This window comes from Streptomyces sp. NPDC056486 (genome assembly GCF_042795295.1).
Lineage (GTDB): Bacteria > Actinomycetota > Actinomycetes > Streptomycetales > Streptomycetaceae > Streptomyces.
Genome location: NZ_JBHTSF010000091.1, coordinates 24,100 through 37,380, shown reverse-complemented (window position 1 = coordinate 37,380; position 13,281 = coordinate 24,100). Strand labels below are relative to the sequence as shown.

Here is a 13,281-nt window from a genome sequence, read left to right as displayed (position 1 = left end):
CCCGGTACCGGGTTCCCGCCCCTCCATCTGTTTCTCGACGCACCCCTCGCACCGCTTCGCGGGCTTCGGAGTGCTGCGCCGGACTCCGTCCGTCGGGCCTCGGGCACCCCGCGAGGTATCACCTCGGGGAGAGGGCCCCACTCGCGGTTTACGGCTCGAACTTGTAGCCCAGGCCCCGCACCGTCACCAGGTAGCGCGGGGCCCCCGGGTCCGGCTCGATCTTGGCGCGGAGGCGCTTGACGTGGACGTCGAGGGTCTTGGTGTCACCCACGTAGTCCGCGCCCCAGACGCGGTCGATGAGCTGCATGCGGGTCAGGACGCGGCCCGCGTTGCGCAGGAGCATCTCCAGGAGGTCGAACTCCTTGAGGGGCAGATCGACCTTGGAGCCGGAGACGGTGACCACGTGGCGGTCCACGTCCATGCGGACCGGGCCCGCCTCCAGGGCCTGCGGGGCGACCTCCTCGGGCTCGCCGCGGCGACGCAGGACCGCGCGGATGCGGGCCACCAGTTCGCGCGACGAGAAGGGCTTGGTGACGTAGTCATCGGCTCCTATTTCCAGGCCGACCACCTTGTCGATCTCGCTGTCCTTGGCGGTGACCATGATCACCGGGACGTTGGAGTGGCTGCGCAGCTGGCGGCAGACCTCCGTGCCGGGCAGGCCCGGCAGCATCAGGTCGAGCAGGACGAGGTCGGCGCCGTTGCGCTCGAACTCGTCGAGTCCGTCCGGGCCGGTGGCCGCGATGGCGACCTCGAAGCCCTCTTTGCGGAGCATGTAGGACAGAGCGTCGCTGAAGGATTCCTCGTCCTCGACGACGAGCACTCGGGTCACGGAAGGACCTCCGGGGCAGGAATGGGTTCGTACGCAGTGGTCTCGTCGGGCCGTGCGGTGCCGGCTTCGCTGCCGTCTCCGCCGTGACCGGATCCGCGGTCGCGGTTCGCGGCTGCTTCGGGCAGCCGCAGGGTGAAGGTGGAGCCCTGTCCCTCGGAGCTCCACACGGTGACCTCCCCGCCGTGCGAGGCGGCCACGTGTTTGACGATGGCGAGGCCTAGGCCGGTGCCGCCGGTGGCCCGGGAACGGGCCGGGTCCACTCGGTAGAAGCGCTCGAATATGCGCTCCTTGTCCTTGTCGGAGATGCCGATCCCCTGATCGGTGACGGCCACCTCGATGAGGTCTCCGCCCGGCGCGGTGACCCGGCGGGCGGCGATGCCGACGCGGGTGCGTGCGGGCGAGTAGTTGACGGCGTTCTCGACGAGATTGCCGAGTGCCGCGGCGAGCTGGCCGCGGTTGCCCCATATCCGCAGGTCGGCGGTGCCGCCCGCGGCCATGGTGATCTGCTTGTGGGAGGCCTGGTGACGGCTGCGGTCGATCGCTTCCGCCACCAGCTCATCGACACGGACGGGTTCGGCGTCCTCCAGGGGGTCGTCGTTCTGGACCCGGGAGAGGTCGATGAGCTCCTGGACGAGGCTGGTCAGGCGGGTCGCCTCGATCTGCATGCGGCCCGCGAAGCGTTCGACGGCCTCGGGGTCGTCCGACGCGTCCATGACGGCCTCGGAGAGGAGGGAGAGTGCGCCTACCGGGGTCTTGAGCTCATGGCTCACGTTCGCCACGAAGTCGCGTCGTACGGCTTCGATGCGGCGGGCCTCGGTGAGGTCCTCCACGAGGAGCATGACCAGGCGGGAGCCGAGGGGGGCCACGCGTGCGGAGACGGCGAGGGCCTCGCCCCGGCCGGTGCCGCGGCGAGGCAGGTCCAGCTCGACCTGGCGTATCTCGCCGTCGCGGCGGGTGTCGCGCGCCATCTGGAGCATGGGCTCGACGGCGAGCTTGCCGCCGCGGACAAGGCCCAGGGCGTACGCCGCCGAGCTGGCCTTCACCACGCTGTCCGCCTCGTCGAGGACGACGGCGGACGAGCGGAGCACGGAGAGAACCGTGTCGACGCCCGGCGGCAGTACGGGGTCTGTGTGCAGGGAGGTCCGGGTGGGGCGTTTCAGGTCGCGCTCGCTCCAGCGGAACGCCAGCATGGCGATGACACCGGTGCACACCCCGGCGATCGCTGCCGCTGCGGCGACCGCCGCGTTCACGTCCATGCCACCAGGTTATGCGCCGGATGAGCACCTGCCCCAGCCATCCGGGTGCCGCCTCGAACACTCGTCGCCCAGAGTTCACCGAGGAGACGGTGTTGGTTCACTTCGGCCGAACGGGTTACTCCGGTCCGCGCCGGGGCGGCTCCTGGGCGCGCGCCGCACGTCGCCCACAGTTCACCTCGGTGACAGGGGCGGTTCATTCGGGATGTCGGAAACGGACGCGTCCGACCCGCACCGTGGGAGCGTGGGGGTCAGCCCCCGGGTCGTACTAGAGAGGGACATCCACATGCGGGACGCGTACCACGAGGAACTTGACTCGATCGGCGAGGGCCTGGTCGAGATGGCCCGTCTGGTCGGGTCCGCGATCGGGCGCGCCACGACGGCCATGCTCGACGCCGATCTGAAGCTGGCGGAGAGCGTGATCGCCGCCGACCAGAGGGTCGACGATCTGCAGCATGAGCTGGAGGCGCGCGCGATAGCCCTTCTGGCGCGGCAGCAGCCGGTCGCCACGGACCTGCGCATCGTCGTCACCTCGCTGCGGATGAGCGCCGACCTCGAGCGCTCGGGCGACCTCGCCCAGCACGTCGGCAAGCTGGCCCGGCTGCGCTTCCCGGCGTCGGCCGTTCCGCACGACCTGCACGCGACGATCCTGGAGATGGGGCAGCTCGCGCAGCGGCTCATGGCCAAGGCGGCGGAGGTCATCATCACGAAGGACGTCGACCTGGCGTTGCAGCTGGAGCAGGACGACGACGAGATGGACCTTCTGCACCGCACGCTCTTCCAGCACCTGATGGACGACCGCTGGAAGCACGGCATCGAGACGGCCGTGGACGTGACGCTCCTCGGCCGCTACTACGAGCGCTTCGCCGACCATGCGGTGTCGGTGGCGAAGAGGGTCGTCTACCTGGTCACCGGCGAGCACGCGGACGAGATCCAGCCCACGGGAACTCCCGTGGAAGGCGCCTGAGCCTGCCTTACGGTCGGCCATCACGCGCAAGGGGTGTGCCCCGCACCGATGTCGATCGTGCGGGGCACACCCCTTTGCTCTGCTCCGGGTTCCTCAGCTTCAGTTTCAGCCGCAGCCGCCGCACTGGCACGGTCCGCCCGACTGACAGCCGCAGGCGCAGCCCGAGCCGCAGCCGCAGGCGCCGAGGAGTACGAGCGCGGGCAGGCCTGGTGTATCGGCGGGCTGCTCGGGGACGGGTTCGGTCATCGGGGACTCAGCCATGGGTCTCCTCCTCGAAGGCGTACTGCGAAGGCGTACGGCGATGGCGTACTGCCTGGTGCCCGTTCCATGCCCACCGGGGAGGGGCGCACCAACAGCGCACACGCGCGTTCGGCGGGCCCGTCGCTCCGGAACACCACTCACGAGGCCCTGGATCACCACGCACCGAACTCCTCCCGCAACCAAGGAAGTTCACCCACGAAACTCCCTGCGCAACCTTCACAGAAATGCCTTACTGTGAGGTCGCTGTGCAGGGGTACCAAGTCCCAGGTCGCTGACCTGGGTTCTTCTTATGTGGGGGGTCACATACCGTGCGTACGCACACCATCTCGACCGCGACAGCGCTCGCGGTCCTCTTCAGTTCCGCGGCCCTGGTCGCGACGGCGTCCGGCCAGGCAGCGGCGGACTCTTCGAAGCTTCTGAACGTGAAGTCGGCGGGTGACGTGCTCGTCGACGGGGACCACCAGCGCGTCTACGTGTCCGACCCGAGAGGCGGCAAGATCGTCGTCACGGACTACACGGGCGCCGTGCAGGCCACCTTGGACGGGCTGCCGGACGTCGACGGCCTGGCGCTCTCGCCCGACTCCGACCATGTGTACGCGGCGGTCGCCGGGCTCAACCGGATCGTCTCCGTGGACACGTCCTCGTACACCCAGGCCGCGAGCTACAAGCTCGACGGCGCCGAGAAGCCGCGCACGCTGGCCCTTGCGAGCGGCAAGCTGTGGTTCGGCTACGGGGGCGGCATCGGCTCGCTCGACTTCTCCGGTGACGAGCCCGTCGTCGCGCTCGACCAGGACGGCGGCGCGAGCTTCTACGGCGCGCCCGAGCTCGGCTCCGACCCCGACTCGGGGATCCTGGTCGCAGGTGAGAAGGAGACCAGCGACGACACCCTGACCGTGTACGACGTCTCGGGGGCGAAGCCGGAGCTGAGAGTCACCAAGTCGGTGGAGGGCGGCTTCTTCGACGACATCGCGGTCTCCCCCGACGGGACCCAGATCGTCACGGCGAGCGGCGCCCCGTACTACCACCCGGTGTACTCCACGGAGGACCTGTCGCCGCTGGGGCGTTACGACTCGGGCGACTACGGCTCCGCCGTGGACATCGCCCCGGACGGCACCGTGGCGGCGGGCACCTTCTCCTGGTACGGGCCCGACGTGCACATCTACCAGCAGGGCAAGTGGTCCAAGGTCCGGGAGTACGAGTTCCCGAACACCAGCGGCAACAGCGGCGGCGACACGCTGGCCGAGGGCGGGCTCGCCTGGGCGCCGGACGGCAGCCGGCTCTTCGCGGTCTCCGACAACGGCGAGGGCGCCTTCTCGCTGCGGGTCCTGACCGAGCCGGGCAAGTCCCTGCCCACGCTGACGGTGAGCGCGCCCACGACGGCGCCCCGCGACAAGTCCCTCACCGTCACCGGCCAGATCACCGACACGGAGACGTCGTTGCCCGCCGGGACCGAACTGTCCGTCACGCGTACGGACATCGAGTCCCCCGGCGGCAAGAAGCTGCCCGCGGTGAAGACCGACGCGGACGGTTCCTTCTCGCTCACCGACACCCCGCCCGCGGGCGGCAAGGTGAAGTACACGGTCGCGTACGCGGGCGACGCCACGCACGCCACGGCCTCCGGGTCGAGCACGGTCGACGTCTCGCGGGCCGCGACCGAGCTGACCCTGGACAAGAACGGCGACGTCTACGGCTACGACGCCGACGTCTCCTTCACCGCGCACCTCGGCACCACGTACAAGAACCGCACGGTCGAGATCTGGGCCAACCCCTACGGCACCGACAAGCCCAACAAGCTCCTGAAGACCGGGAAGGTCAACTCCAGCGGCAACATCTCCGCCACCGTCGACATGAAGCGCGACACGAAGGTCACCGCGGTCTTCTCCGGTGACGCCCGTTACGCGCCCACGAAGGCCACGTCCACGGCGTACGCCAAGGTCAAGGTCTCCACGGCCGTCTCCAAGCACTACAAGACGGAAAAGATCGGCTCCACGAACTACTACTGGTTCCACAAGAACACCGACCAGGTCTTCACGACGTCGATGACGTACTACAAGGGCCGCAAGCAGCGCTTCGAGCTCCAGGAGTACGCGAACGGCGCGTGGCGGTCCGGGGGCGACGCCGAGTACTTCAAGCTGAACGCGGACGGCACCTCCGTCGTCACCCTGGAGGCTCCGGGCCAGTCGGGCATCCGGGCCAGGGTGCGCTCCGCGTACATCAACGCGACGTCGGGCGACAACGTGAACACGACGACGTACGGGAGCTGGAAGTACCTGAACTTCACCAGCTAGCGGCGGGCCGGTCTCTTACATGGAGGCGGTGGTGGTCACCGCGGGAGTCGGTTCCGCGGGAGTGGGCCCCGCAGGGCCGACCACCACCTCCGTCTCCGTCTCCATCTCCGCCTCCGCCTCCTCGGCCGGAAGCCCCCTCATCAGCGACCAGTAGCCGAGCGCGGCGACCGTCCCGATGACCGCGCAGGTGCCCCAGAGCCACTGGGCCCCGAAGCGGTCGATGACGAAGCCGGACATCAGCGGGGCGACGAGCGCGGCGACGGCCCACGACAGGGTGTACATGCCTTGGTAGCGCCCCCTGCCGTGGGTCGGCGAGAGCCGTACGACGAGGCCGGTCTGCGTAGGGGCGTTGACGATCTCGGCGAGGGTCCAGACGCACACGGTGAGGGCGAAGACGCCGATGGACCCGGCGAACGCGGTGAGTCCGAAGCCGTAGCCGGCGAGCAGCGCGGAGACGATCAACAGCCGCTGCGGGTCGCGGTGTTCGATGAAGCGCGTGACAGGAATCTGAAGAACGACGATGAGTACGCCATTGACGGCGATGGCCATTCCATAGTCGGCGGGCGTGAACCCGGCCTCGCCCATCGCGACGGGCAGCCCCACGGCGCCCTGCTGGAAGATCACCGCAATGAGGAAAGACAGTCCGACGACGCCCATGAAGCGCCCGTCGCGCAGGACGGTACCCAGGCCGACGTCCGGTTCCGACGCCTTCTCCAGGGCGGTCCGCACGGGCCGCGACTCCGGCAGCTTCGCGAAGACGACGATGGCGCAGACCATGGTCATCACGGCTTCGATGAGGAACCCGGCGAGGTAGCTGAACTCGGCGATGAAACCTGCGCCGGCGGCCGAGATCGCGAACCCGAGGTTGATCGCCCAGTAGTTGAGCGAGAAGGCCCGCACCCGGTCCTCGGGGCGGACGATGTCGGCCATCATCGCCTGGACGGCGGGCCGGGACGCGTTGCTCGCCATGCCGACGAGGAAGGCGACGGCCGCGATGGCCAGGGGGTCCTTCATGAAGCCGAGGAGGGCGACGGAGAGTGCGGTGGACGACTGGGCGATGAGGAGCGTGGGCCGCCGCCCGAGCCGGTCGGTCATGACGCCCGCGCCGATCGAGGAGACGACGCCGCCGAGGCCGTGCAGGGCGGCGACGAGACCGGCGTACGTCGCGGAGTAGCCGCGGTCGAGGGTCAGATAGAGCGCCATGAAGGTGGCGACGAAGGCACCGAGCCGGTTGACGAGGGTGCTGGTCCACAGCCACCAGAACTCGCGGGGAAGACCGGAGACGGACTCTCTGGCGGCGCGTCTCAGGGCAGCGAGCGGCATTGGTTTTCCCCCGTGGATGAGTCAGGTGCGACGTGCGGCGTGGCACATCACCATGTAAGCGTCACTAGCGACTAGCGCACATTACGACTTCGAGGGCGGCGAGAGCCAGCGGATTAGCAGAACCCGTCAATTGACGCCCCGCCCGCGGCCGCGCTGTCCGGGCTACGGGCGGACGCGCGGGGCACCTGGCGGTTCGATTACGCTCAGGGGCATGGCCGACGCACCGTACAAGCTGATCCTCCTCCGCCACGGCGAGAGCGAGTGGAACGAGAAGAACCTGTTCACCGGCTGGGTGGACGTCAACCTCACCGCGAAGGGCGAGAAGGAGGCGACGCGCGGCGGCGAGCTGCTCAAGGACGCCGGCCTGCTCCCCGACGTGGTCCACACGTCCCTCCAGAAGCGCGCGATCCGCACCGCGCAGCTCTCCCTGGAGTCCGCCGACCGCCTCTGGATCCCGGTCCACCGCAGCTGGCGCCTGAACGAGCGCCACTACGGGGCGCTCCAGGGCAAGGACAAGGCGCAGACGCTCGCCGAGTTCGGCGAGGAGCAGTTCATGCTCTGGCGCCGCTCGTACGACACCCCGCCGCCGGCGCTCGACCGCGACGCGGAGTACTCGCAGTTCGAGGACCCCCGTTACGCGACGCTCCCGCCGGAGCTGCGCCCGCAGACGGAGTGCCTCAAGGACGTCGTCGTCCGCATGCTCCCGTACTGGTTCGACGGCATCGTCCCCGACCTCCTGACCGGCAAGACGGTCCTGGTCGCGGCCCACGGCAACTCGCTGCGCGCCCTGGTCAAGCACCTGGACGGCGTCTCGGACGAGGACATCGCGGGCCTGAACATCCCGACGGGCATCCCGCTCGCCTACGAGCTGGACGCGGAGTTCAAGCCCGTGAAGCCGGGCGGGACTTACCTGGACCCGGACGCGGCGAAGGCGGCCATCGAGGCGGTCAAGAACCAGGGCAAGAAGAAGTAAGCAAGCCTACGCTTCAAGCCCCCTGCCTGCGGGTTATCCGCTGGTAGGGGGCTTGTTGCTGTTCAGGGTCAAGTTGCTGTTCAGGGTCAGGCTCCGATGAAGCTCACCGTTTCTGTCATGTCAGCCCGTCCGGTACGCAGCCGAGGCACGCCCTCCTTCTCGAATCCGACGGCGACGCCGCAGAACAGCACGAGCCCGTCATCGGCTCCGGCCATCTGGCTGACGGTCTTGCGGTACATCGTCCACATCACCTGAGGGCAGCTGTGCAGCCCTTCCGCCCTCAGGAGCAGCATGACCGTCTGCAAGTACATCCCCGCGTCCCCCCACTGCCCGGGTCCCATCGTCGGGTCGAGGTAGCAGAACAGGACGACCGGGGCGCCGAACGCCTCCGAGTTCAAGGCGGCGATCTTCGTGGGCCTGTCGGGATCGTCGCGCTCGATTCCCAGCGCTTCGTACCGCTGGGCGGCAGCGGCGGAGAAGCGGTCCACGTACGGAGCGGCCAGTCCGGCCGGGTACATCGGGTACTCCCGCTCATCACCCGGGTCTCCCGCCAGCGCCCTGGCCGTCGCACGTCTCTTCAGCTCGGCCAGGGGCTCGCCGGTCACGACATAGACGTGCCACGGCTGGAGGTTCCCGCTCGACGGGGCCCGCGTCGCCGCGGCCAGCACACGTTCGAGTACTTCTCTGGATACCGGCTCATCGCTGAACGCCCGTACAGCCCTGCGACTGTCCACGGCTTCATACACATCCACGTCTTCTCGTCCTCTCACTCCACGGCGGGCAGCGAAGACACGAGGATGATCGTCGCACCGGGCGACCGCACTTCACCCGTACGCGCGTACCCGGCGCCCCGCGACGAACAGCAGCGCGACGGCGGCGACCGCGAGGATGACGTGGCCGATCAGGTTGGCGGTGCCTGCGGAGCCGGTGTCGGGGGTCTGGCCGAAGCCGATCCACGTGTACGTCAGCGTGGCACCGGCGGCGAGGGCGAACACCTGCGGCAATCCCCAACCGGGCCTCCGCGACCAGGAGATGCCGAGAGCCAGAGCCGCGGCCGCGATGGCGAGAGCCGCCGCCACGCTCCACCAGTGCGTCTGGAGGACCAGCATGAAACCGCTGGTCAGCAGGAACGCTGCCGCGCCCGCGAGCAGGGGGCGGGGTGCTTCGCGGGCAGCGCGGCCGGGTACCGGCGGCCGGATCCTGAACGCGGCGACCACCAGCAGGACCACCACCGCCGCCGTACCGGCCAGGCGCGGCCAGGGGGCCATGAAGTGGCTTTCGTCGTAGCTGCCCCAGCCGGTGATCACGGCGCCGAGGGCGAAGAGCGCCGCGGTGACGGACAGCCCGATGCGGCCCAGCCACGGCTCCCGCGCCCGATCCGGGACCAGCGACTCCATGAGCGCGATCGGTACGGCGATGCTCCACACGGCGTGCACGGCAAGCACCGAGAGCAGTCCGTAGGCGCCGATGCCCAGGAACGGCACGTGCGTCACCGAGACCATGTCGTAGTTGCCTGAGTAGTGCGCGTTGAACAGCATCTGGTCAAGGAGCCCCTCCTCCACCAGCGCGTACGCCGCCCCGAGGAGCAGGATCGAACCCCATCCCCGCCCTGCGCGCCGGACGACCTCGCGGATCAGCAGGCACCCGCCGCCGTACAGCAGTGCCTGCATCGGCAGCAGCCACAGCATGTCGATCGAGGTCGCGCCGAGCAGCAGCTCACCGACCACCGGCGACAGGAAGAACAGCCCTACGGCGGGCATCGCGTGTCTCATGCCAACCGACGCTACGGACGGTGTGATCGGCGGCGCGTCTGCCGAGTGGCTAGAAGCGGTTGTCCGAAAGCACTCCGAAAGCATGGAGTGGCGCGACGAAAGTCGAGGGCTGTCTGTCTGTCATTCGGGAGGCGGCGGGTCCCGGCGGGCGGAGTGTGTGAGTCGGTCGGCCAGGGCTTCGACCAGGCCGCGTAGCTCCTCCGGGCGTTCGATGATGAAGGGGCGGTCCAGCGAGGCGAGTACGGCGGGGAGCCAGTCGAGGCGGTCCACGCGCAGTTCGACGCTGGACCAACCGTCCGTGCTGTCCGGGGCGGGCAGTTCTTCGACGATCGCGACGCTGGGGGGTAGTCGCGTGTGGATGTGCTCGGCCGTCGCCTGGATGCGCAGGGTCACCTCGTGGCGGTACGGGGCTGTGGCGAGCCCGGTCAGAACGCGCTCGGCCGGGTCGAGGTCAGCGGGTGGTTCGAACGAGCCCGGCAGGGTCCGTACGTCCGTGATGCGGTCGAGGCGGAACGTCCGGTCCTCGCCGGTCGTGAGATCCGCGGCCGTCACGTACCACTTGCCCGAGTGAGCGACGAGTCCGTGCGGGTGCAGCGTGCGTTCGCTGCGGTCGCCGTTCGCGTTGGTGTACCGGATCGAGATCGGCCGGTGGTGGTTCACCGCGTCGGCGACCGGAAGCAGGACCCCCGTTTCCGGGGCGAATTCCGGGGCGCCCGCCTCGCCGGGCGGGGCCGTGAAGGCGAGGGACCGGAGCACGGCGTCGAGTCTGAGGCGCAGCCGCTCGGGCAGGACGCGCCGGATCTTTGCCGCCGCCGTCTCGCTCGCCGTACCCGTGGTGGTGGTCGTCAGGCCTTCTCGCTGCCCCGCGACCAGGCCGAGGAGCACGGCGAGCGCTTCGTCGTCGCTCAGCATGAGCGGCGGCATGCGAAAACCGCGGGTGAGCCGGTAGCCGCCGTAGCGGCCGCGTACCGATTCGACGGGCACGTCGAGGTCGACGAGGTGGCCGACATAGTGCCGCACCGTGCGTTCGTCGACGTCGAGCCGGTCGGCGAGTTCGGACGCGGTCCGGATGCCGCCCGACTGCAGGAGCTCCAGCAGGGTGAGCACGCGGGCGATGGGGCGAGGCATGTGCGGAAGTCTGCCGTATATACCGGGCGGGTTCCGCCCGGTATTGGTCATAGCCTCTGGTCAGAAGCACGGAACGTACGAGCTGAACGGCTTGAACGGCCTCAACGGCCTCAACGGCCGGAACCAACTGAACTACCTGAACTACCTGAACGACCTGAACGACCAGGAGTGGACCCCATGAATTTCGTCTCTGTTCGCATCATCACCGGCGACGTCGCCCGCCTCGTCTCCTTCTACGAGCGCGCCACCGGGGTAGCCGCCGGCTGGTCCAACGAGGACTTCGCCGAGCTCAGGGTCGGCTCGGCCACCCTCGCGATCGGCAGCACCCGCACGGTCCCGCTGTTCTCGCCCGGCTCGGCCCGCCCGGCCGACAACCACAGCGTCATCCTCGAGTTCCTGGTCGACGACGTGGACAGCGTGCACAAGAACCTGACCGGCTTCGTGGAGGACTTCGTCAATGAGCCCACCACGCTGCCCTGGGGCAACCGCTCGCTCCTGTTCCGCGACCCTGACGGCAACCTCGTCAACTTCTTCACGCCCGTCACACCGGCCGCCATCGAGAAGTTCAGCCGCTGAGGACCTCGAAGCCCAGGTGTTCGGCCAGGAAGCGTTCCGCCGCCGTGTAGAGGGCGATCACGTTCTCCGGGTTCTCGATGGCGTGGCCCTCGTCCTCCATGACGATGTAGTCGACCGGGACGTCTCGTGCGCGAAGGGCTTCGACGAGCTGGTCGGACTCGGCGAGGACGACGCGGGCGTCGTTGGCGCCGTGCACCACCATCAGCGGTGTGCGGATCTGGTCGACGCGGCTGATCGGGGAGCGGGCCAGCATGTCGGCCTCCTGCTCCGGGTCTGCCGGGTCACCGACGTACGTGAACCAGTTGTAGGCCAGCATCGGTTTGACGAAGTCGGGCTGGCTGCGCATGAAGTTGGCCAGGTCCGAGATGCCGACGACGTCGATGGCGGCGGCGAAGACGTCCGGGGTGAAGGTGACGCCGACCAGTGACGCGTAACCGCCGTAGGAGCCGCCCATGATCGCCACGCGCTCCGGGTCGGCGTACCCCTGGTCGACCGCCCACCGCACGCCGTCGATGAGGTCGTCGTGCATCTTGCCCGCGAACTCCCCGATGCCCGCCCGGGTGAAGGCCTTGCCGTAGCCGGTGGAGCCACGGAAGTTGACCTGTAGGACCGCACAGCCCCGGTTGGCGAAGAGCTGCGCGGCGGGGTGGTACCCCCAGCTGTCCCGGCTCCAGGGACCGCCGTGGACGAACAGCACGAGCGGCAGCCGGGACGGCTCGACACCGACAGGAAGCGTCAGGTGCGAGGGCAGAGTCAGACCGTCGCGGGAGGGGATCGACACCGGTCGCATCGGAGCGAGGGACTCTGGGTCGAGGTGCGGCTTCGCCCGGTGGAGCAGGCGGCTCTCGCCGGTGGTGTGGTCGTAGAAGAAGGTGACCCCGGGGTCGCGGTCGTGGGTGAAGCTGACCACCCATCGCTGTTCGCTCTCGTCGCAGGACACTCCGGCGAGATCACCGTCGGACAGCTTCTCCAGGTTCTTCAGTACGGCGGCGAAGTGCGGGTCAAGCGCGTGGATCACCTGCCGCTCCCCCAGATAACGGACTCCGAGCAGTTCACCTGTGCGCCGGCTGCGGATCAGCGGGGACGGCAGGGCGGGAAAGACCCGTGCGCGGGTGTCCAGGTCGTACTGCGGGTGGGAGTCGACCTCACGCTCCTCGCCGGTGGCCAGGTCGAGCCGGGCCAGGCGGAGGCGGTCGCTCCCGCGGTGCGAGCCCAGCCACACCCCGGCGCCGTCCGGCGTGACCTCCATGGGGTAGATCCCCAGCGGGGCGTCACCGCCCTCGAACCGCGCCACGGGGACCGGCACACCCGTCGCCCCGTCCCACCGGGACAGCTCGATGTCGCCCTCGGCCGTCGTCCCCACCGCGAACAGCTCGCGCTCGCTGTACAGCCACCCTTCGACATGGCCCCCGGGGCTCTGGGCGAGGGTCGTGAGGTCGCCGGTGGCGATGTCCAGTTCGACCAGGTCGAACTCGGCCCGGTCACGCAGGTTCAGCTGGGTGATCACCTTGCCGGGCCGCCCGGCAGGCAGGTCGAGGCCCATGGTCCGCACCCCGGGATACGGCGTGAGGTCCACCGCGGCGGCGTCCGGGTCCTCCAGGTCGACGCGGTAGAGGTGCACATTCTCGTCGCCGCCCTGGTCCCGGGTGTAGAGCAGCCATCGCGGGTCACGGGTCCAGTGGTAGCTCACCACTCCGCGGTCCTCGGCGGTCACGCACCGCGCGTCATCCGGCGCGTCGACGCTCTCGACCCATACGTTCATGCGGTTCTTCCACAGGGCCAGATACGCCAATTTCGTACCGTCCGGCGAGAGCGTGACCGTCGCGCGGGGCGGCGGCCCGAAGAACTCCTCGACGGAGATGGTCTTGCGCTGCGTCATGTCTGCCGTTCCTTCCCGTGGCGACTTTCTGT

Annotated in this window: 13 protein-coding genes; 5 read left to right on the top strand and 8 right to left on the bottom strand. The window is 69.2% G+C overall.

Features of this window, described 5'->3' with window-relative positions:
• Positions 1-148: 148 nt before the first annotated feature.
• Both ACFQ7F_RS29650 and ACFQ7F_RS29645 read right to left on the bottom strand, forming a co-directional pair.
• Positions 149-829, bottom strand: coding sequence for a response regulator (locus ACFQ7F_RS29650; protein WP_383276627.1), 681 nt, complete (start codon positions 827-829; stop codon positions 149-151).
• Entirely contained in the window at positions 826-2,085 is a 1,260-nt protein-coding gene (locus ACFQ7F_RS29645; protein WP_383276624.1) for a sensor histidine kinase, read from the bottom strand. The genes ACFQ7F_RS29650 and ACFQ7F_RS29645 overlap by 4 nt, the downstream gene beginning before the upstream one ends.
• Positions 2,086-2,368: 283 nt before the next feature.
• Between ACFQ7F_RS29645 and phoU the strand changes: the two genes are divergently transcribed.
• The gene (gene phoU, locus ACFQ7F_RS29640; RefSeq protein ID WP_383276642.1) at positions 2,369-3,049 is read left to right on the top strand and encodes a phosphate signaling complex protein PhoU; all 681 of its coding nucleotides are present in this window, start codon (positions 2,369-2,371) and stop codon (positions 3,047-3,049) included.
• Between the two features lie 105 nt (positions 3,050-3,154).
• Here phoU and ACFQ7F_RS29635 read toward each other — a convergent pair whose 3' ends face one another.
• Positions 3,155-3,310, bottom strand: a complete 156-nt coding sequence (locus tag ACFQ7F_RS29635; protein ID WP_383276621.1) for a hypothetical protein — start codon at positions 3,308-3,310, stop codon at positions 3,155-3,157.
• Positions 3,311-3,618: 308 nt separating this feature from the next.
• Here ACFQ7F_RS29635 and ACFQ7F_RS29630 point away from each other — a divergent pair, with 308 nt between their 5' ends.
• Positions 3,619-5,598, top strand: a complete 1,980-nt coding sequence (locus ACFQ7F_RS29630; protein ID WP_383276618.1) for an Ig-like domain repeat protein — start codon at positions 3,619-3,621, stop codon at positions 5,596-5,598.
• 15 nt (positions 5,599-5,613) lie between these two features.
• Here the strand turns inward: ACFQ7F_RS29630 and ACFQ7F_RS29625 are convergent, their stop codons facing one another.
• The gene (locus ACFQ7F_RS29625; RefSeq protein WP_383276615.1) at positions 5,614-6,921 is read right to left on the bottom strand and encodes an MDR family MFS transporter; all 1,308 of its coding nucleotides are present in this window, start codon (positions 6,919-6,921) and stop codon (positions 5,614-5,616) included.
• Between the two features lie 211 nt (positions 6,922-7,132).
• Between ACFQ7F_RS29625 and ACFQ7F_RS29620 the strand changes: the two genes are divergently transcribed.
• Positions 7,133-7,894, top strand: coding sequence for a phosphoglyceromutase (locus ACFQ7F_RS29620; protein ID WP_383276612.1), 762 nt, complete (start codon positions 7,133-7,135; stop codon positions 7,892-7,894).
• A gap of 86 nt (positions 7,895-7,980) precedes the next feature.
• Here ACFQ7F_RS29620 and ACFQ7F_RS29615 read toward each other — a convergent pair whose 3' ends face one another.
• The 3 genes from ACFQ7F_RS29615 to ACFQ7F_RS29605 form a co-directional block, all read right to left on the bottom strand.
• Positions 7,981-8,646: a nitroreductase gene (locus ACFQ7F_RS29615; protein WP_383276609.1), complete on the bottom strand. Its 666-nt coding sequence runs from the start codon at positions 8,644-8,646 to the stop codon at positions 7,981-7,983.
• A 72-nt stretch (positions 8,647-8,718) separates the two neighbouring features.
• Positions 8,719-9,666, bottom strand: a complete 948-nt coding sequence (locus ACFQ7F_RS29610) for a DUF998 domain-containing protein (RefSeq protein WP_383276606.1) — start codon at positions 9,664-9,666, stop codon at positions 8,719-8,721.
• A 120-nt stretch (positions 9,667-9,786) separates the two neighbouring features.
• Positions 9,787-10,794, bottom strand: a complete 1,008-nt coding sequence (locus ACFQ7F_RS29605; RefSeq protein ID WP_383276603.1) for a helix-turn-helix transcriptional regulator — start codon at positions 10,792-10,794, stop codon at positions 9,787-9,789.
• On the opposite strand from ACFQ7F_RS29605, the gene ACFQ7F_RS29600 reads away from it, so the two are divergent.
• Entirely contained in the window at positions 10,793-10,975 is a 183-nt protein-coding gene (locus ACFQ7F_RS29600) for a hypothetical protein (RefSeq protein ID WP_383276600.1), read from the top strand. The genes ACFQ7F_RS29605 and ACFQ7F_RS29600 overlap by 2 nt on opposite strands.
• Positions 10,972-11,370 (top strand): VOC family protein, encoded by a 399-nt coding sequence (locus ACFQ7F_RS29595; protein ID WP_383276597.1) that lies wholly within the window; start codon positions 10,972-10,974, stop codon positions 11,368-11,370. The genes ACFQ7F_RS29600 and ACFQ7F_RS29595 overlap by 4 nt, the downstream gene beginning before the upstream one ends.
• Here the strand turns inward: ACFQ7F_RS29595 and ACFQ7F_RS29590 are convergent.
• Positions 11,360-13,249, bottom strand: a complete 1,890-nt coding sequence (locus ACFQ7F_RS29590) for a S9 family peptidase (protein WP_383276594.1) — start codon at positions 13,247-13,249, stop codon at positions 11,360-11,362. The genes ACFQ7F_RS29595 and ACFQ7F_RS29590 overlap by 11 nt on opposite strands.
• Between the last annotated feature and the right edge of the window lie 32 nt (positions 13,250-13,281).

Excerpts from the sequence above, each read along its gene's own strand:
- ACFQ7F_RS29610 (WP_383276606.1), bottom strand. The coding sequence starts at position 9,666 with ATGAGACACGCGATGCCCGCCGTAGGGCTGTTCTTCCTGTCGCCGGTG.
- ACFQ7F_RS29590 (WP_383276594.1), bottom strand. The coding sequence starts at position 13,249 with ATGACGCAGCGCAAGACCATCTCCGTCGAGGAGTTCTTCGGGCCGCCG.
- ACFQ7F_RS29645 (WP_383276624.1), bottom strand. The coding sequence starts at position 2,085 with ATGGACGTGAACGCGGCGGTCGCCGCAGCGGCAGCGATCGCCGGGGTG.
- ACFQ7F_RS29620 (WP_383276612.1), top strand. The coding sequence starts at position 7,133 with ATGGCCGACGCACCGTACAAGCTGATCCTCCTCCGCCACGGCGAGAGC.
- ACFQ7F_RS29635 (WP_383276621.1), bottom strand. The coding sequence starts at position 3,310 with ATGGCTGAGTCCCCGATGACCGAACCCGTCCCCGAGCAGCCCGCCGAT.
- ACFQ7F_RS29595 (WP_383276597.1), top strand. The coding sequence starts at position 10,972 with ATGAATTTCGTCTCTGTTCGCATCATCACCGGCGACGTCGCCCGCCTC.
- ACFQ7F_RS29625 (WP_383276615.1), bottom strand. The coding sequence starts at position 6,921 with ATGCCGCTCGCTGCCCTGAGACGCGCCGCCAGAGAGTCCGTCTCCGGT.
- ACFQ7F_RS29605 (WP_383276603.1), bottom strand. The coding sequence starts at position 10,794 with ATGCCTCGCCCCATCGCCCGCGTGCTCACCCTGCTGGAGCTCCTGCAG.
- ACFQ7F_RS29600 (WP_383276600.1), top strand. The coding sequence starts at position 10,793 with ATGTGCGGAAGTCTGCCGTATATACCGGGCGGGTTCCGCCCGGTATTG.
- phoU (WP_383276642.1), top strand. The coding sequence starts at position 2,369 with ATGCGGGACGCGTACCACGAGGAACTTGACTCGATCGGCGAGGGCCTG.